At 70.4% G+C, this 17,684-nt stretch carries 19 protein-coding genes and 1 pseudogene; 15 read left to right on the plus strand and 5 right to left on the minus strand.

Annotated elements, in window-relative coordinates; all coding sequences use genetic code 11:
* Nucleotides 1-55 precede the first annotated feature (55 nt).
* From DSM104329_RS12365 to DSM104329_RS12380, 4 genes and pseudogenes are all read left to right on the plus strand, one after another.
* The gene (locus DSM104329_RS12365) at nt 56-649 is read left to right on the plus strand and encodes a carboxymuconolactone decarboxylase family protein (protein ID WP_259315748.1); all 594 of its coding nucleotides are present in this window, start codon (nt 56-58) and stop codon (nt 647-649) included.
* A complete protein-coding gene (locus tag DSM104329_RS12370) occupies nt 646-1,515 on the plus strand; it encodes an RNA polymerase sigma-70 factor (protein ID WP_259315749.1) in 870 nt (289 codons plus the stop codon). The genes DSM104329_RS12365 and DSM104329_RS12370 overlap by 4 nt, the downstream gene beginning before the upstream one ends.
* Nucleotides 1,516-1,629: 114 nt before the next feature.
* Nucleotides 1,630-1,795 (plus strand): annotated as a pseudogene (locus DSM104329_RS29090) (alpha/beta fold hydrolase); the annotation flags it as partial.
* A 368-nt stretch (nt 1,796-2,163) separates the two neighbouring features.
* Entirely contained in the window at nt 2,164-3,318 is a 1,155-nt protein-coding gene (locus DSM104329_RS12380) for a PLP-dependent cysteine synthase family protein (protein WP_407655881.1), read from the plus strand.
* Here the strand turns inward: DSM104329_RS12380 and DSM104329_RS12385 are convergent.
* The gene (locus DSM104329_RS12385) at nt 3,315-3,464 is read right to left on the minus strand and encodes a DUF1059 domain-containing protein (RefSeq protein WP_259316209.1); all 150 of its coding nucleotides are present in this window, start codon (nt 3,462-3,464) and stop codon (nt 3,315-3,317) included. The two genes, DSM104329_RS12380 and DSM104329_RS12385, sit on opposite strands and share 4 nt — an antisense overlap.
* On the opposite strand from DSM104329_RS12385, the gene DSM104329_RS12390 reads away from it, so the two are divergent.
* The 3 genes from DSM104329_RS12390 (at nt 3,393) to DSM104329_RS12400 (ending at nt 6,353) form a co-directional block, all read left to right on the plus strand.
* Complete coding sequence (locus tag DSM104329_RS12390) at nt 3,393-4,460, plus strand: class II glutamine amidotransferase (RefSeq protein WP_259315751.1); 1,068 nt, start codon at nt 3,393-3,395, stop codon at nt 4,458-4,460. The two genes, DSM104329_RS12385 and DSM104329_RS12390, sit on opposite strands and share 72 nt — an antisense overlap.
* Nucleotides 4,453-5,457 carry a cyclic nucleotide-binding domain-containing protein gene (locus tag DSM104329_RS12395; protein ID WP_259315752.1) on the plus strand — a complete coding sequence of 335 codons (1,005 nt, stop codon included), beginning with the start codon at nt 4,453-4,455 and terminating at the stop codon, nt 5,455-5,457. The genes DSM104329_RS12390 and DSM104329_RS12395 overlap by 8 nt, the downstream gene beginning before the upstream one ends.
* Before the next feature lie 353 nt (nt 5,458-5,810).
* On the plus strand, nt 5,811-6,353 hold the full coding sequence (locus DSM104329_RS12400; protein WP_259315753.1) for an ester cyclase: 543 nt from the start codon (nt 5,811-5,813) through the stop codon (nt 6,351-6,353).
* Nucleotides 6,354-7,176: 823 nt separating this feature from the next.
* On the opposite strand, the gene DSM104329_RS12405 is transcribed toward DSM104329_RS12400, so the two are convergent.
* The gene (locus tag DSM104329_RS12405; protein WP_259315754.1) at nt 7,177-7,767 is read right to left on the minus strand and encodes an RNA polymerase sigma factor; all 591 of its coding nucleotides are present in this window, start codon (nt 7,765-7,767) and stop codon (nt 7,177-7,179) included.
* 530 nt (nt 7,768-8,297) lie between these two features.
* Here DSM104329_RS12405 and DSM104329_RS12410 point away from each other — a divergent pair.
* Complete coding sequence (locus tag DSM104329_RS12410) at nt 8,298-9,524, plus strand: PP2C family protein-serine/threonine phosphatase (RefSeq protein WP_259315755.1); 1,227 nt, start codon at nt 8,298-8,300, stop codon at nt 9,522-9,524.
* Here the strand turns inward: DSM104329_RS12410 and DSM104329_RS12415 are convergent.
* The 3 genes from DSM104329_RS12415 to DSM104329_RS29095 form a co-directional block, all read right to left on the minus strand.
* Nucleotides 9,514-9,789 (minus strand): hypothetical protein, encoded by a 276-nt coding sequence (locus DSM104329_RS12415; RefSeq protein WP_259315756.1) that lies wholly within the window; start codon nt 9,787-9,789, stop codon nt 9,514-9,516. The genes DSM104329_RS12410 and DSM104329_RS12415 overlap by 11 nt on opposite strands.
* Nucleotides 9,790-9,907: 118 nt before the next feature.
* Complete coding sequence (locus tag DSM104329_RS12420; protein ID WP_259315757.1) at nt 9,908-10,567, minus strand: cysteine hydrolase family protein; 660 nt, start codon at nt 10,565-10,567, stop codon at nt 9,908-9,910.
* Between the two features lie 97 nt (nt 10,568-10,664).
* Nucleotides 10,665-11,246 carry a transposase gene (locus DSM104329_RS29095; protein WP_407655882.1) on the minus strand — a complete coding sequence of 194 codons (582 nt, stop codon included), beginning with the start codon at nt 11,244-11,246 and terminating at the stop codon, nt 10,665-10,667.
* Here DSM104329_RS29095 and DSM104329_RS12430 point away from each other — a divergent pair.
* The 7 genes from DSM104329_RS12430 to DSM104329_RS12460 all read left to right on the plus strand — a co-directional run bounded on the left by DSM104329_RS12430 (nt 11,216) and on the right by DSM104329_RS12460 (nt 17,634).
* The gene (locus tag DSM104329_RS12430) at nt 11,216-12,322 is read left to right on the plus strand and encodes a 2,5-dihydroxypyridine 5,6-dioxygenase (protein WP_259315759.1); all 1,107 of its coding nucleotides are present in this window, start codon (nt 11,216-11,218) and stop codon (nt 12,320-12,322) included. The genes DSM104329_RS29095 and DSM104329_RS12430 overlap by 31 nt on opposite strands.
* Before the next feature lie 71 nt (nt 12,323-12,393).
* Nucleotides 12,394-12,600 carry a hypothetical protein gene (locus DSM104329_RS12435; protein ID WP_259315760.1) on the plus strand — a complete coding sequence of 69 codons (207 nt, stop codon included), beginning with the start codon at nt 12,394-12,396 and terminating at the stop codon, nt 12,598-12,600.
* 172 nt (nt 12,601-12,772) lie between these two features.
* On the plus strand, nt 12,773-13,519 hold the full coding sequence (locus DSM104329_RS12440; RefSeq protein ID WP_259315761.1) for a class I SAM-dependent methyltransferase: 747 nt from the start codon (nt 12,773-12,775) through the stop codon (nt 13,517-13,519).
* A 580-nt stretch (nt 13,520-14,099) separates the two neighbouring features.
* Nucleotides 14,100-14,363: a hypothetical protein gene (locus DSM104329_RS12445; protein ID WP_259315762.1), complete on the plus strand. Its 264-nt coding sequence runs from the start codon at nt 14,100-14,102 to the stop codon at nt 14,361-14,363.
* Nucleotides 14,364-14,661: 298 nt separating this feature from the next.
* On the plus strand, nt 14,662-14,991 hold the full coding sequence (locus DSM104329_RS12450) for an AfsR/SARP family transcriptional regulator (RefSeq protein WP_259315763.1): 330 nt from the start codon (nt 14,662-14,664) through the stop codon (nt 14,989-14,991).
* Nucleotides 14,991-16,325, plus strand: coding sequence for a BTAD domain-containing putative transcriptional regulator (locus tag DSM104329_RS12455; RefSeq protein ID WP_259315764.1), 1,335 nt, complete (start codon nt 14,991-14,993; stop codon nt 16,323-16,325). Before DSM104329_RS12450 ends, DSM104329_RS12455 begins: the two co-directional genes overlap by 1 nt.
* Before the next feature lie 58 nt (nt 16,326-16,383).
* Nucleotides 16,384-17,634, plus strand: coding sequence for an MFS transporter (locus DSM104329_RS12460; RefSeq protein WP_259315765.1), 1,251 nt, complete (start codon nt 16,384-16,386; stop codon nt 17,632-17,634).
* Nucleotides 17,635-17,684: the final 50 nt, after the last annotated feature.

A 17,684-nucleotide genomic window follows, 5' to 3' on the forward strand; every position in this document is an offset into this window, starting at 1 on the left:
GGGTCGGCCGGTGTCTCGGTGCACAGAGATCCGCAGATCGAGACGAGGAGGACCCATGGCCACCAGGATCCCGACAACAGAGATCACCGGCGTCCGCGGTGCGCTGGTGAAGAGGTTCGCCAAGAAGATGCTCGGCCAGGTGCCGGAGCCCCTCGGCGTCTACTGGCACAACCCCAAGGTGCTCAACCACTACATGGCGCTCGGCCGCAAGTCGCAGCAGTGGGATGTGTGCGATCGCAGCCTGAAGTCGTTCGCCCACATGGCCGTCGCGTCGCTCATCGGCTGCAGCTGGTGCCTCGACTTCGGCTACTTCGAGGCTCACAACCAGAACCTCGACGTCGAGAAGGCGCGCGAGGTGCCGCGCTGGCGCGAGTCGGACGTCTTCACGGCCCTGGAGCGCGACGTGATGGCCTACGCGGAGGCAATGAGCCAGACGCCGCCGACCGTCACCGACGAGATGTCCGCCCGGCTGCTCGAGCGACTCGGGGCGCCGGCGATGGTCGAGCTGACCTCGTTCATCGCGCTGGCCAACGTCTACACCCGGTCCAACGTCGCGTTCGGCATCGAGTCAGACGGCTTCGCCAAGGCCTGTGGTCTGAAGCCCCTCGCCGAGCCGGTGGTCCCGCCCCGGGTAGCGTCGGCCGCATGACGGGCGATCCGTTCGTCACCCACCGCAGCCTGCTCTTCACGGTCGCCTACGAGATGCTCGGCTCGGCGGCCGACGCCGAGGACGTCGTCCAGGAGACCTGGCTGCGGTGGGCCGACGTCGACCGCGCCGAGGTGCGCGACCCCCGTGCCTACCTGGTGCAGATCGTGACCCGGCAGGCACTCAACCGCCTGCGGACGGTCTCGCGCCGGCGGGAGGAGTACTTCGGGCAGTGGCTGCCCGAGCCACTGCGGACCGGCCCGGACGTCGCCGAGGACGTCGAACTCGCCGAGAGCGTCTCGATCGCCATGCTCACCGTGCTCGAGACGCTCGCCCCGACCGAGCGGGCGGTGTTCGTGCTGCGCGAGGTCTTCGACACGCCATACGACGAGATCGCCCAAGCGGTCGGCAAGCGGCCGGACGCGGTACGCCAGATCGCCCGACGGGCGCGCGATCACGTGACCGCCAGGCGCCCGCGGCTCGAGGTGACCCGCGCCGAGCAGCAGGCGGCGGTGGAGCGGTTTCAAGCCGCACTCACAACCGGCGATCTCCAGGGCCTGCTCGACGTTCTTGCCCCCGACGTGACGCTGGTGGCCGACGGCGGGGGCGTGGTTGCCGCGGCCATCCGGCCGGTGACCGGCGCGAAGACGGTGGCTCGACTGCTCTCCCAGTTCAACCTTGCCGCACGCGGCGCGCGGGTCGGAAGCACTTGGCTCAACGGTGCCCCCGCGCTGCGGATCGACCCCGGGGGCGAGTTCGACACCGCTGTGGGCCTGACGGTCGAGGCCGGCCGGATCACCCGCATCTACGCGATCCGCAACCCTGACAAGCTGGCGCGCGTCGACGAACCGGTTTCCCTCTCGCGGTAGCGGGCCATGTCGAAAAGCGCCGACCGGCTCCGCTCACCCGGTGAAGGGCGGCGACAGGCGCGGCTCACAGCATCAGGAGGCACTCATGACGATCCAGCGCATAGACGACGTTCTCCATTGGTGGTGCACGGTCGCCGCGACCCGTTCTTTCCCGTCGGCAACGCCGAAGCGCTCGCCCGCGAGATCCCCGACGCGTAGCTGCTCGTGCTCGAACAGCCCGCGACGGTGATCCCCGACGCCGCCCGCGGGCGAAGTGGCGCCGGCGATGCTTGCGCTGTAGGCGCTCAAGCTCCTCCTTCGCGCGATGTCCGGCAGTGCCGCGCAACGTCCCCCTCGCTCGCACCGGCGGTGGCGGTGGCGACGGCGTCAACGACGCCCCGGCGCACGCCGGACCTCGGCATCGCCATGGGCACCGCCGGCGTGACCGTGTCCTCGCAGACCGCCCGACGGCGCGATCACGGTCGACCGCATCGACCGCGTGGTCGACGCTGTCCACGGCGGCCGCCGCGCGCGGCACATCGCCCGCCAGAGCGTCACGGCCGGCATGGCGGCCCAGCATCGCCGCCATGGGCTCCAAGCCTCAGCGGTTGCGCGGACGAGCTCTGCTGAGCGAACGAGATCGGCTCGCGGGAGGCGGGTCCATTGGTCATGATCACGGCGGTGGCCTTCACACGCAGACACGATCGGCAGGACGCGCGGGCGTGGACTATCGAGGCGATTCGCCGGATCGAGGCGGATGCCAACCGCTCGGCGGACACCCATCTCCACGTCTTTCCGCTTCCCCCGCAGTGGGGCGTGGATCTTTATCTCAAGGACGAGTCCGTCCACCCGACGGGATCGCTGAAGCACCGGCTCGCGCGCTCGCTGTTCCTGTACGGGCTTTGCAGCGGCTGGATTCGCGAGGGCACCACCGTCGTCGAGGCGTCCAGCGGCTCGACCGCCGTCTCCGAGGCGTACTTCGCGCGCTTCCTCGACCTGCCGTTCGTCGCCGTGATGCCGGCCGCCACGAGCCAGGAGAAGATCGCGCTCATCGAGGCGCAAGGCGGGTCCTGCCACCTCGTTGCGGATCCGACGACCGTGTACGACCGAGCGCGGCAGCTCGCCGCGGACCGTGACGGGCACTACCTGGACCAATTCACGTACGCTGAGCGGGCGACGGACTGGCTCGGCAACAACAACATCGCCGAATCGATCTTCGAGCAGATGGCGCTGGAGCGCCACCGCGTCCCGACCTGGATCGTGGTCGGCGCGGGGACGGGCGGCACGAGCGCGACGATCGGACGCCACGTGCGGCACCGGCGCAGCACGACCCGCCTGTGCGTGGTTGACCCCGAGCACTCCGTCTTCTATGCGAGCTGGGCGAGCGACCCCGCGGCATTCACGGGCCGGCCGTCCCGCATCGAGGGCATCGGCCGTCAACGTGTCGAGCCGTCGTTCGTGCCCGACGTGATCGACCGGATGTTCCAGGTCCCGGATGCCGCGTCGATCGCGACGATGCGCGTCGTGCGGCAGCTCACGGGCCGCAGCGTCGGCGGGTCGACCGGGACCAACGTCTGGGGCTCCCTGATGCTGGTCGCCGAGATGCTGTCGCGCGGGGAGCGCGGGAGCATCGTGACCCTCATCTGCGATGGCGGCGAGCGCTACCGCGCGACGTACTACGACGACGCTTGGGTCAGACGCCAGGACCTGGAGCTCGCCGCGTACACGGATGCGGTCCTCACATTCCTCGACACCGGGGTCCTAGCGGATCCCGTGACGGGAGAAGGAACGGTCAGCGCACCCGACCGCTCGGCAGTGCGCTAGACCTCGACGATGGCGTCGCGGATGCGTTCCTCGACCTCGGGAGGAACCTCGTCCATCCCGTGCGCCTCGCGTGCGTGGACGGCCACATCCTCGAGGATTTCGTCCTCAGTCCGTCCCTCGATCTTGGTGTCGCATCCCGGGACGATCTCGCCGCATCTGAACTCCTTCATGGGATCCTCCCATCGTTGGTGCTCGCCAGGTCCCGCGGTACGATCGCCTGGATGTGCCGTATGCTCGCATATCTGGGTGAGCCGGTGTCGCTGCGGCACATCCTCTTCGAGACCGACGGTTGCCTCGTCCGCCAGTCGTACAGCCCGCGGATGATGAACACCTTCCTGAACCTCGCCGGCTTCGGCATGGCGGCCTGGCAGCCGCAGTCCGTCCGCGAGGACGAGCCGTTCATATACCGGACGACGACGCTGCCAGCCTTCGACCGGAACCTACGCGGGCTCGCGGGCAAGCTTGAGCCGACCTGCGCGATCGCCCACGTCCGCGGCGTAACCTACGGCGAGCAGGAGCTCGTCGGCGGCTCAAATCTGCATCCTTTCCGCTTCCCCGGCGCAACCGTCGCGCTCGCGCACAACGGGCACCTGCGGGACTTCTCACGGATGCGCTACGACCTCGTCCGCCACATCCGGCCGGAGCTCGCAGAGCGCATCGAAGGGACCACAGACTCGGAGTGGATTTACGCGCTTGTGCTCTCACACCTCGACGACCCGTACGGCGTGCCCGAGGCCGGCGAACTCGCCGAGGCCGCAGAGAGGGCGCTCGGCGTCCTGCGCGAGGTGCGGGCGCGCCTGGACATCGACACGTCCTCGCCGGTCAACCTCTTCATCACGACCGGGCAGGCCCTCGTCGCCACGCGCTTCTCGTTCGACTACGGCTGGTACCCGGCCGACGACACGATGCTCGAGACCGATCTGCCGTACGTCAGCCTGTGGTACACGGCCGGCGACAGCTACGGTCGTCACGACGGCGATACCCGCATGGCCGGCGACCGCGGGGTGCGCTCGCTGCTCATCGCCTCGGAGCCGCTCACCGAGGACACCTCCACCTGGCTCGAGGTCCCCGAGTACTCAATGATCATGGCAGACCGCGCGTCGGACGCCCTCGCCCTGCAGATGCGCGACCTGGATGTCTGAGCGCGAGCGCGTCGCCTTCCTCGCCGGCGTCCCGCTCTTCGAGGGCATCGCCGAGGATGACCTCGCGGACCTGGCGCACGTCCTGCGCAGGCGCACTGTCCGAGCCGGCGAGATCATCTGGCGGGAGGGCAGCCACGCTGCGAGCATGGCGTTGATCGTCGACGGGCGGGTCGCCGTCACGCGACACGTTGTGGGCGCGCGCGCCATGAGCGTCGCCGAATTCGGCCCGGGGCAAACCGTCGGCGAGATCCCGCTTTTTGACGGAGGACCGCACACGGCGACGGCGCAGGCCGCGGACACCACGACGCTGCTGCTGCTCGGCCGCCCCGATTTCGCCGCGCTCGTCGCGCGCCGCCATCCGTCTGCGTTCGCGCTCAAGCGGCGCATCGCGAGCCTTGCCACCGCACGGCTGCGCACGCAGCTCGAGCGCCTCGCCGCGCCGATCGCCGACGCACCCGACGAGCAACCCGCCGCGGAGGCACTGCCGCTGGCGGCGGAGCTCGAGCCCTGCGGGCCGCCCAACAGCGGCTACGTGCGCCGGATGGCCACGTTCCGCGCGTTTGACTCGCTGGCGCTGTGGGGCTTCCTAACCGCCGGGCGCTACGCTCGCTGTCGGCGCGGGCGGACGCTGGTGGCCGAGGGCGCCCAGCCGAACGCCTGCTATCTCACGATCAACGGCGCGGTGGAGAAGGTCCTGGTCCGCGGGAGGCGGCGGATCCGGGTCGGCCTGGCCGGACCCGGCCAGGCGTTCGCCTACGAGAGCCTGATCGACGGACGGCCGGCACCCGTCACCGCGATCAGCCGCGAGCGTGCGCTCTTGCTGGTGCTGCCACGCGAGCCCTTCGAGCGGCTGTTCCTGGGCGACACCCCGGAGTCACATGTCTTCCTCGACGTCATCGACCGCGACGTCGTCGGCTCCTGGCGGCACGCCCTGCGCCCGCTGGCTCCGCTGGTGCACGCTTCCGCCCCACGCGACAAGTTCGTCTCGGTGACGTGAGCGGCATGCCGCCCGTCGTGCTGGGCGGCCTACTGCCATCGCTCGCTAGGCCGCTTCCTGCTAGCAACGCTCGGCGGCGAACTGATCGGGCTTCCGGTCGAGCATGTCGGTAGCGAGCCCGCGCTCGCCCAGACTCCTGCGCGTTGTCCAGACCAGGCACGCGAAGCCGCGCTTGGCGGTGGCTGGTAACTCGTGAGAGCATCGTGTCCTCGAGCCTGCTGCCGTTTCGCGCGGAAGAGGCGCCTCGCCGTGGCGCGCGAGGCTGGCCACGTGCAACCGGTGGGGGGCCGGAGAAGACGAAGGCGAGGACGCCGTCAACGAGCATCAGATCACTCCCGAAGGGGGCAACCAGCGTGACCAACGAACCCGTGCCTGATGGAACGCCCGACAGGGCGATCCAGCCAGGCGACGCCACCTCGGTAGAACGCAACAAGGCCGTCTCGCGCCGGTGGGTCGACGTCTTCAATGAGCGCGACGACGCGGGTGAGGCCGACGTCCGTGCGCCGGATTACGTCGCCCATGCGCCCGTCAGTCTGGAGCCTGTCGCGCTGGACTCCGAGGCATGGATGCGGTTTCTCGCCGGCTTCCTCGAGGCTTTCCCTGACCTTCAGCTGAGAGTGGAGGACGCGGTGGGTGAAGGCGACCTCGTCGCACAACGGATCCGCTTCGAGGGCACTCACACGGGCGAGTTCCAAGGGCTCCCGCCGACGCACCGGAAGGTTACGTTTTCCGGCCTCGAGTTGAACCGTTTCGTTGACGGGCGAGTCGCGGAGCACTGGTTTCAGATGGACGCCCTGTCGCTGCTTCAGCAGTTGGGTCTGGTCGTCGTGCCCGGCCCGCGGTTGCTGCCGCGCGTCCTGGCCCACCAGTTGAAGAAGCTGCACACGAAACGCTGAGCAGAAACTGGATTCGGTGCCCTGTCCGCCGGCGAGCGAACGAGATGACGCGGCGACGGATGACAGCGGCAGCCGCCGTTCGGCCAGTCCAGTTGCTGCTTTGGCATGCCAGGACCAGACGTCTGCGCCCTCGCGGCGCTATCGCTATGCGCGATCAGCGGGAGCTGAGGCTGTGGTAGGCGGCCGAGTGGGACGCGAGAATGACGGCATGCGCGCTGAGACGGCGCTGACGCGAGCAGTCGCCGCGTCCATCACCATGGCCTTGGGCGCCTCGGTCGCCGCAACAGCATCCCATGCGGAGTCTGGACCTCCGCCGCTCCAGCCCGACAGCACCACGGTCGGTGGGCCGGGGCGCCGGGGCCATCAGCGGCCGGCACGCGCGACGCAGCTACGAGCATGCTGGTCGTGGACCTCGGCTGTCAGAACTGCCATGAGGAGCCCGTAGCGATCTGCATGGACGCGTCGCGTTCTGACCTTGAGGAACTGTTGAGGCGGGCGCAGCCGACGCCGCGGCCGGAGTTCGTTGACGAGCTTGAGTCGTCGCTCCTCCGACTGGGCCGCGCCCCCGAGAGGCGCGTCCCGCGGCGGTCGCTGAAGATCGGGGCGCCACGCGTGTTGGCCTTGGCCGGATGCGGCGGGGTGATCGCCGCTGCGCTTGTGGTTCTGAACCTGGCCGGTGTCAGGCCCCTTGGCTCCGGCGGGACCAGCGGTGCCGAAGCTGGTCGCCGCTGCGTCACCGTCAACGAGACCCGCGTGACGCGCGATCCGAGGCTGAGCGTCGGCCCTGACGGTCGCCTGCACATCAGCACAGAGCGGCAGACGGCTACGCAACCTGGCGTGCGCTGTCGTTGAGCCGCGGGAACCGATCCGGCCGGCCAGGGCCGGCCGCAGGCGCCGCAGTCGGCTCGGCGATCGCCCCTTCGCCGCGCTGATCGGCCGCGACGCTACTGGGCAGACGACGCAGGGCCCCCGAGGAGATCTGGTGGATATTCGCCTTGCTGACGTCCATGATCTCAGCGATCTCGGCGACAGACAGGTCGGCGCCGTAGCGCAACGCGAGGACTTGGCGCTCCGGCGGCCTCAGTCCTTGAAACCACGCCTTCAGGGCCTCGGTGCTCATCGCTTGCGTCACCGGGTCATCCGATGAGACCAGCGCCGCCAACATCTCCGGATGCTCCTTTGCGGACCGTCCGGTCCGATGGCTGCTGCGGCGCAGGTGGTCGATCAGGACGTTGCAAGCGATCGAGAAGATCCAGGTCCGCTCGCTCGAGCGTGCGCGATCCGACCGCCCCCAGGACCGCACGACGCGCTCGAACGTGGTCGACGTGAGAGCCTCGGCGACGTCACGCTCGACCGAGTAGCTGAAGAAGCCGTAAACGGGCGCAACTTGTACGCGGTACACGGACTCGATCACTGCGGCGTCCGGCCGTCGGCCAAGGAAGCGGCGCGCAGGCGTAGGTGGTGGCGGGGGCCCTGAGGGTGACACCGATACGTCCTACCCCGACGCCGCCTTACGACGCGCGACCGATCGGCGTGCCGTCGAGCAATGCGCGCGCTGCGACTGCGTGCTAGGCAAGCCGACGCGGTGGGGTAGGCGAAGTCGTGTCACTGGGCAACCACGCGTCGGAACACGGGAAATCTGGCCGAAGTTGGTTGGTCGGTCTTGTCCGCGTCATATGCCTGACTCGCTCCGCGCGAGAGGCGCGGAATTACGCGCGCTAGCCGCCTCCGGCCGCTCCGACACCGCTGAGGAAAGCGACAGGGACCAAAGTCAAGTCCCCGGGACGTCGGTGTCAACGAGTGCGCTCATCTCGTCGGTGATGCTGGTCGCTCAGACCGCGACGAGCTGTCCGATCTTGATATCGGTGTGGGTCAAGGTCATAGCCCGGTCAGCGCGCGGCGGAGAGCACCCTCCGAGGTTGCGGCGGCCCGTAGTCTGCGCGCATGCAGAACCGCTCATCGCTGCCGCTGGGCCTGAGGACGCTGCTCGCGGCCGTTGAGGATGCGCCACCCTTTTCGGCGAGCGACGTCGTCGGCGAGCGCCTCGCGAGCGCACTGGGAGCCGGCGAGGTCTCCTTCCTCATCGCCGACTTCAGCGGCCACGCGCTGATTCGCCTCGGCCATTCTGGCAGCAGCGCAGCTACCCGCACGCAAGGTGACGAGACCGCCGAACGCGTGCCTTTGACGGGAAGCTCGCCGGGACGCGCATTGGCCTCCCAGGCCGTCGAGCTCGAACATGGTGTGGACGGGACCCGAGTGTTCGCGCCGGTCACCAACCGGGGAGAAGCCATCGGCGTGCTCGAACTTCTGCTCGCCCAGGCGCCGGACGAAGACGTGCTGGCGGAGGTCGCGGCGGCCGCGCACGTCTTGGCGTATGTGGTCATCGCCAACCGCCGGTTCACGGACCTCTTCGAGTGGGGGCAGCGCTCGGTCCCGCTCTCGCTCGCCGCGGAAATCCAGCATCGTCTGTTGCCGAGCGCGTACACGTGCGAGGCCGGCCAGTTTACGCTCGCGGGCTGGCTGGAACCCGCCGGCAACGTCGGCGGCGATACCTTCGACTTCGCGCTGGAGCGCGGCGCCCTGCACGTCTCGATGACCGACGCCATGGGGCACGAGGTCAATGCCGCGCTGCTCGCGACCGTCTTGCTCGCGAGCCTGCGCAACGCCCGCCGGGCGGGGGTCGGACTGGTCGAACAGGCACGCCTGGCCAACCTCGGACTCGCCGACAACGCCCGCGGGGATGGGTTCGTGACCGGCCTAGTCGCACGCATCGACCTGGACGCCGGGACGGCGACCATCGTCAACGCCGGTCATCCGCTGCCGCTGCGGCTACGCGACGGACGTGTGGAGCGCGTCGAGCTCGAAGTCGACCCGCCTTTCGGAACCGTGCGCGACCACGCGTACCGCGTTCAGCCGCTGCCACTGGAGCCGGGCGACCGTCTCATGTTCTTCACCGACGGCATGCTGGAGCGCAACACCACCACTGTGGACATCGAGACCATGGTCGCGACTGGTGCGCAGATGCATCCGCGAGAAGCCGTCCAGCACCTCACGCAAGCCATCCTCGAAGCGACCGGCGGCGCACTCAACGACGACGCGACCGCGTTGTGCCTCGACTGGCACGGAGGACCCGCGCGCGACCGGACCAGCGTCTTCGGCGCTAATCAGTGACGCGCGGGAGCGGTCGTCGGACGCCTTCGACTGGCCCGGCCCTGCGCCGTCGCGCGGCGGCGGCCAGCGCGTTACGGACGAACCGCCAACCGGTACTCGCCTCGGCCGCGACATCGATGTCCCGGCCGGCGAACCAGGCCACCCAGCGCGTCATCGCCGCGGGTGTGGCGTCCATCCTGCCGCGCGTCACCTCGCCGTATGTCGTGTCAAACGCGTCGAACGTGATCTGGCTGCGATGCACATCGAACCCGGCTACGATCACCATCAGGGCCTTCCTCGAGCTCCGGCCATTGCCCCTCGCGAAACCATCTCGCGCCGCGCCGAAGGGGGCCCGGAGTTGATGCCATCTTCGCGCGACGAGCGAGCGGCGCTCGATGCGGCAGTCAAGGCAAGTCGGCCACAGGCAGGCGAGCCAGGATCGTGCAGACCTCTGCCGTGTCCGCGATCATGGCATCCCCGGCAAACTCAAGGGAGCGAAGCGACCGTTGTGCGGCTTCGGCGTTGCCCGCTCCGCACGCGTCGCGCACGACGACCGGTACGTACCCGAGGTCGGCCGAATGGCGAACCGTCGGGTCGATGCCGACTTCGAGCGCTACCCCGGCGATCAGGTATGCCCGCACCCCGCAATCGCGCAGCACGATGTCGAGCGGTGTGCCCTCGAATGCCGACATCGTCACCTTGTCGATGACGGCCTCGTTGTCCTGCGGCACGAGCTCCGGCGCGAGTTGGAAGCCCGGCGACCCGTACGGGATGAGGGGACGGGTGTCCGCCGCGCGGGAATGGTGTTGCCAGATCTTCGCCTGGCGCAGGGCGTACGTCCCCGCCAGGCGTGTCGGCATGAAGAAGTGGCGCAGAAAGATGGTCCGCACCCGTCGCTCCCGCGCCGCGCCCAGCAGACTCACGACATTGGCGAGCACGACGTCGGCATTCGAGATCTGTCCGAGGACGCCAACCTGCATGTCGTAGACAAGCAACGCGAGGGTCTGCGGGTGCAGGGCGTCGTCCAGCGACTCCGGGACGTCCAACCCATTGAACCGATCCATGCCGACACGGTACATACAGCACGAGGACACAAAGCGATACTCCCCACCGCGCTGCTGCACCGAGGCAGAGCACGTTGCCGACGCCTCGTGACATTCGTTATCGCTGTGGACGGAGGCTGTCGGGTAATTCCGTGACGGAGTCGCTGGCTGCGCTGTGCGAGTTGTCGAGTGCCAACGACGAACGGGGCGGCGGGAGCCGTCCTTGCCGCCATAAGGGTGTTGCGGCGGCGGGTCGGTGGCTGTGGAGCTTGAGCAGGTCGTCAGTGGCGGCGATCAGTCGCCATTCGCTGCGGCAGGCGGCTCTGCCGCGGCGTTGGAAGCGTCTGATCGCGCGGTTGAACTTGATCTGGGCGAACACCGGCTCGACGGTGATCTGTCGCTGCCGGTAGAACTCGCGGCCGTGCGGCGCGTGGCCAGGACGCGGCGCATGAACGCGTAAGGGCCGCCATCCCGGCCCGGCCGGGTGTCGTTGCGCAGGCCGGCGTCGGGCGGGACGAGGACCTGGATGCCGTCGCTGACGATGTGGTCCATCTGGCGCCTGGCGGCGCCGGCGTCGTGGAGCGCGGTCCCGCATGCGCTGGGTCACGACGAGGTCGCAGCGCGTGCCCGAGCGCCGGTGCCGATGGCGCTGAGAGCGGCTCATCCGCGGTGCCCGTCGCGCGCGGAGCCGCGCTGCCATTACGATACTCGCGGCCTGTGTCCGAGAGGGAGGGCCTCGAGATGGAAACCCTGTCCGCTTTTGCGGAGCTGTTCCGCCGCCAGCTCGAGCTGAGCGGGGTCACGCCCGACGAGTCGGTCGTGGTGCTGTCGCGCGGCGAGTCGTTCCCGCGTCACGTCGACGCGTCGCTGGCGGCGGCGCGCGGTATCGGCGCGACGGTGGAGCACGTGCGCATCGGCTCTGCCGGGCCTGACTGGGTCGGTCTGCGCACCATCGCGGTGCCCGAGCTCTTTGAGCAGCCGTCGGCGGTCGAGGCGATGAAGGCGGCGGACCTGGTCGTCGACCTCGTGTTCTTGCTGTACGCCCCGCAGCTGCACGAGATCCTCGCGGCGGCAACGCGGGTGCTGACCGCGTTCGATCCGCAGGAGAACCTCGAGCGCCTGTTTCCGGACCGCTCGTTGCGTGAGCGCGTCGAGGTTGCCGAGGAGCTGATCAACGGCGCGAGCGAGATGCACATCACGAACGCGGCGGGCACCGACGTGACGTACAAGCTCAACCAGTACGGCGTCGTGACGGAGTACGGGTTCAACGACACGCCCGGGCGCTGGGACCTGTGGCCGGCGGGCTTCCTGCTCACGGGCGGCGACGACGACGGCGTGGATGGCAAGGTGGTGGTCGCGCCGGGCGACGCGCTCGTGCTGCCGTGGATGCAGTTCGTGCGCGAGCCGATCGAGTTCACGATCGAGAAGGGCCGGATCGTGGACCTCCGCGGCGGCGTGGAGGCCGACGTCCTGTCGGAGTACCTCGCCGGGTTCAACGACCCCGACGCCTATGGCGTGTCGCACATCGGCTGGGGGCTCAACGAGAAGGCGAGTTGGGCGGCGCTGGCCACCGCGCCGTACGGCAGCATCGGCATGGATTCTCGCTCCTACTACGGCAACGTGATGTTCTCCACCGGCCCGAACATCGAGTTGGGCGGCAACAACATGACCGCCGCGCACATCGACCTGCCGATGCGTCGATGCGACCTGTACCTCGACGGCGAGCCGATCATCCGCGAGGGAAAGATCCTCATGGAGCAGATGCAGCCGCGCTGAGCGCAAGCGCGGCGGCCTCGCCGCCGCGCGCTCACGCATCCGGCGCCTCCCCGGTCTGGAACCGGCGCGCGATGCGTCATCACCCGCCGCTATCGCTGTGCGCGAGCGGTCGGGCCGGTGTCGGCGCCAATGTTCCGCGCACGAAACCCGGCAGCGCCAACTCGACCCTGGCCGACGTTGTGACGTTCGCGGCCGCCGACGAACTGCTGCCGAGGCAGGAGCACCCGGAGCGTGGGGTGGCGCCCCTGGCCGGGTGGAAGGCGACCTTCACGCCGTAGCCGACGCTGAACCCTCGCAGCCGCTGCAACGTCTCGCCAACGGTGCAACAACTCGAGGCCGCGACCATCGCTTCACAGCGTCAGTCGTCAGGGGCAGGCTCGCCTTCAACCCCGAACCGAACGGGAGCGTCGAGACCGCCGCGCGATCAACCACGAGCCGAAAGGAAGGAACATGACCGCGACCCTCGAGATCCAGGAATTGAAGGCCGCTCACCGGGGGACCTGGGCGTCGGGTGACTACGCCGGGGTGGCGGAGAGGTTCGTCAGCGACGTCGCTCAGACGGTCGTCGCAAGGGCGGCCATTGAGACCGGGACCGAGGTGCTCGATGTCGCCACCGGGTCCGGGAACGCGGCGATCCCGGCCGCTCTGGCGGGCGCCCGTGTCACCGGGCTCGACCTCGTGCCCGAGCTGCTGAACGTGGCCCGCGACCGGGCCGACGAGACCGGCGTGAAGGTCGGTTGGGTGGAGGGCGACGCTGAGGCGCTGCCGTTCGCGGACGAACGCTTCGACACCGTGCTCTCCGTGCTCGGCGTGCAGTTCGCGCCCCGGCATCATGTGACCGCGCGCGAGCTCGTGCGCGTCGTGCGACCGGGCGGGACGATGGTGCTCGCCTGCTGGACCCCGGGCGGCTTCATCGGCCGGGTCTTCAAGACGATGTCCCCGTACCTCCCGAAGCCGCCCGCCGGCGCGATGTCGCCGCCGCTCTATGGCGACGCGGACCATGTTCGCGAGCTCTTCGAGGACGCCGGCGTCGAACTCGCCTTCGAGACCCATTTGGCCATCTTCTGGGGGGAGTCCCCGGCCGGCTTCGTCGAGTACATGGCCCGACCACTACGGGCCCATCCTGAAGGCGCGGGCGCGGCTCACCCCGGAGGGGCGCTGGGACGGGCTGCGGGCGGACCTGATCGCCCTGTGTGAGGACGCGAACGTCGCGCAGGAGGGCTTCCGGGCACCGTCGGAGTACCTCCTCACGGTGGGACGCAAGAGGGCCGGGTCATGAAGCAGCTCGTCGTCGACAACATGTACGCCGGGATGCCGGACGTCGTCCACGGCGGCTACCTGGCCGGGTTGCTGACCAGCGCGCTCGGCACGGACAGCTCGCGTGTCCGGCTGCGCCGGCCGGTCCCGACGTCTCGTTCGCTGCGTCTCGAGCACGCGGGCCCGGACCATGTCGAGCTGCACGACGACGCCGGCCTGCTCGCTAATGCCGTCGACGTGGATGTCCTGCTCGATGTGCCCGTGGCCGTCGCGCCGGGGCACGCGCGGGCGGCATCCCGGCGAGCACCCAGAGCGGCACATCACCCGTTCGCGCGATGCATGTGCTGTGGCCCGGAGCATCCCCATGGGCTGGGCGTCTTCCCCGGACCGGTGAGCGGTCGCCGTGTCGTGGCCGCGTACTGGGTCCCGCCGGTGCAACCGGCCGATGACCGGGGTGAGCTGCCGCGGGAGCTCGTCAGCGCGGCGCTCGACTGCACGCAACTCTGGGCGATGATGGTGCATGCGCCGCCAGCGACCCGCCGATCGCGTGGTGACCGCCGTGCTCGAGACACGCCTCGAGCGCCCGGTCTCGGCAGGCGAGCCGCATGTCGTCATCGGCTGGCCCATCGGCCGCGACGGACGCCGATGGATCGCGGGAGCGGCCGTCTTCGGACCGGCCGGCGAGCTCTGCGCGGCCGGTCGCCAGGAGGCGGCGGTCGTGGCCGGGTGGGGCGTGCCGCTCGGGCGCGACAACTGGGCGCCGCCGGCCTTTGCCATGGCCTAGCGGCCGCCGTACGCTGGCGGGATCATGGAGGGGCGCGCGCCGCTCGCGATCCTCGTGGCGGATGGCGATCCGCTGACGTTCGCGAGCGTCGGCGCCGCCGTGGCGCACGCGGCGACACTGCAGCCGGGCGCACAGGTCGGCGTCGCCGCCGCGAGCGAACCGGATGCCGGGGCCGTCGCACGCCGGCTGCGCATGGCGGCCGAGCCCGGTCAGGTGCTCGTCTCCGACCCGGTGCGATGGGCGGAGCTCGACGGGCGCTCGTTCCGCGATGCCGGATCGCTCGCGGTCGGCGCCGGCCATGCCCTCCCTCCACGCGTGGGAGCTCCTGTGGGCCGAGCCGGCGCCCCGGACCCGGGTGCGTCTGTGCGGGCGCCTGAAGGTCGAGATCGACGGTCAGGAGCCGGCCCTACCAAGCGGCCAGGGGGCATCTCTGCTCGGCTACCTGCTCGCGAGCCCGGAGCGCGAGGCCGATCGGTCGCAGCTGATCGAGGTGCTCTGGCCGTACCGCGCGCCGCGTGATCCGTACGCGGCGCTGAGGCCGATCCTGTCGCGCCTGCGCGGGGCGCTCGGCCGTGCGGCGCTCGAGGGTCGCAAGCGCATCCGGGTCAGGCTCCCCGAGCCGGTCTGATGGACGTTGCCGAGGCGACGGCCGTCCTCACATCGGCACGGACGGCGGCGAAGTCGCAGGACCGGGCCACGACACGCGCGCATGCGCAGGCCGCGCTGAGCCTGCTCCAGCCCTGCTTCCTGCCGGGCATGGACGACGAGTGGGTGCATACGCGGCGGCTCGAGACCGAGGAACTGGAGCTCGAGGCGCTCGAGTGGATCGCCCGCGCCTCACTGGGCCTCGGCAGCGCAGAGCTCGGCCCTGCGCAGCGGGCGGCGCGCGAGCTGGTCGCCCGTTCGCCGTTCCGCGAGACGGGTCATCGCTTCCTGATGGAGGCCCTCGCCGCAGACGGCAATGTTGCCGAGGCCATGCGCGTCTACGACGACCTGCGCGTCCGGCTGCGCGACGAGCTGGGCGCCGCGCCCGCGGCGGAGATGCAGGCGCTGCATCAGCGCCTGCTCGCCGGCGAGAGCGGACGGCGCGCCGTCGCCGAGCAGCCGCCGGCTGCCGCCCTCCCGCGCCGGCTGTCGCCTCCCGAACGCTCGATCTTCGTGGCCCGGGGCCGCGAGCTGGAGGTCCTGCGCACGGCCTGGAACGACGCGCGCGCGGGAACCCGGCGGCTGGTCCTCGTGGGGGGCGAGCCGGGCATCGGCAAGACCCGTCTGGCGCAGGAGTTCGCGCGCTCGGCGTATCTCGACGGAACCGTGCTCTATGCCGCCTGCCAGGAGGAGGCGCTCGTTCCCTACCAGCCGTTCGTCGTTGCTCGACCTCTGGGACGGCGACTCGATGCGGTCCGTGCGCTCGCCGCCCGCACGCTGCAGACGAGCCGGCGGACCGGGAACCGCTGGGACGAGTGGGCCTCGCGCCAGCTCGCGGCCCGGGTCTGCGCAGTGCGCGGTCAGCACCAACGGGCGGTCGATCTCCTCGACGCAGCGCTGGACATCGTGGTCGTCGGCGGTGCCCCGTACTTCGAGCTATGGGTACGACCCGAGCTCGCACGCGCGCTCTGCGATATCGGGCGCGTCGAGGAGGCACGCGAGCACGTCGACCGCTGCCGCACAATCCTCGAAGGCGGTGAGGACTGGCGGGCACGGGCGGGGATGACCGCGGTGGCCGCAGGGATCGTGCTCGCGCACGAGGGACGGTCATCCGACGCCGCGCGCGTCTTCGCCGAGGGCCGCGCGCTGCTCGCGCGCCACCGCTTGATCGGTGACGAAGCTGACCTGCTGCATCAATGGGGCCGATCGCTGGCCGCGCCGGACCGGCTCGACGAAGCGGCCGACCTCTACCGCCGGCACGACGTCGGCCGCCTCTGGTTCGAGCGCGTCTCCGCGGACCGGCGGCAGCTCGGCTGAGCATCGCGCGCAACGCTGCGCCAACGCCCGGCCAACGCCCGCGGCCGAACCTCGCGGCATGAGACCGCTTCTTTCCCGTATCGCCGGCAGGCACCCGCGGCTGGCCCCGCTCGTGCTGGCCGTCATCGCCGCGCAGAGCATGCTCGTCGTGCTGGCCCCGACCATCGTCGACATCGGACAGGCATTCGGCACATCCGTCGGCACGGTCGGCCACGCCCGCGCGATCGCGGCCGCCTCGGCCGTCGCCGCGTCTCTGGTGATCGCTGGCGTCATCGACCGACTGGACCTGCGGCGCCTGCTCGCCGCCGGGGCCTGCCTGGCCGTGGTGGGTAGCGCGACGATCGCGACGGCCCCGTCGCTCGGCGTCTTTCTCGCCGCCCACGGCGTGAGCGGGATCGCCTTCGCGTGCCTGCTTTCGGCCGGTCTCACCGGCGTGGCCGCGTTCCCGCGCGAGCAGACGGCCCGGGCGATGGGCTACCTGATCGCGGGCAACGCCCTGGCCTGGATCATCGCCGCACCGCTGGCGGGGCAGTTGACGGAGGGCATCTCGTGGCGCGCCGCGCAGGCGGTTCCGTGCACGCTCGCCCTTGCCGCGCTGGCCGCTTCGCGCGGCGTGATGTCGCCGCCCGTCGAGGCCTCACGCGGGCGGCGTATGGGATTGCTCGGCGTGGTGGTCGAGCGGCAGGCACGGTGGTGGCTGGTGGCCGAGCTGGCGGCCTGGTTCGTGTGGGCCAGCGAGCTGACGTACGGCGCGGCCTTCCTCATCCAGCACCACTCCGTGTCGCAGTCGGCGGCCGGCGTCGCGTTCGCCGCCGCGGCGACGGCCTTCTTCCTCGGCTCGGTGCGCTCGGCATCGCTGGTCCGGCGCTTCGCGCGCCGGCGCCTGATCGCCTCCGCCGCGCTCGCCATGAGCGCGCTGATCTTCCTGCAGTTCAACGTCGCACCCTCGATCTGGGTCACGCTCGCGCTGCTCACACTCATCGCGCTCTGCGCGGGAATGCGCGCGTCGACCTCGGCCGGTCTCGGGCTGGCGCAGATGCCCGATCGCCCCGGCACGATGATGACGGCCCAGACGGCCGTCACCCAGTTCGGTTACCTGCTCGGTGCGCTCGCCGGCGCGGGAATGCTGGGCTCGTCGAGCTACGCCGCCCTCGGGCTCGTCCTCGGCGGCGCGATGCTCCTCTGCGCCGTGCTGTTCACCCGCGTCACCGATCCGCTCGAGTTCGAGCGGGTCGGCGAGAGGCGTCATCCGACGAGGAACCGGCCCGTCGGGACGCGGGTCCCGCTCGCGGCGGAGTGGGCGCGCTGACGAGCACTTCGCCAGCGATGTCGCTCCCACGGAACGAACCCCAGCCGGTG

It is taken from the genome of Capillimicrobium parvum (assembly GCF_021172045.1).
GTDB classification, from domain to species: Bacteria; Actinomycetota; Thermoleophilia; order Solirubrobacterales; family Solirubrobacteraceae; genus Capillimicrobium; species Capillimicrobium parvum.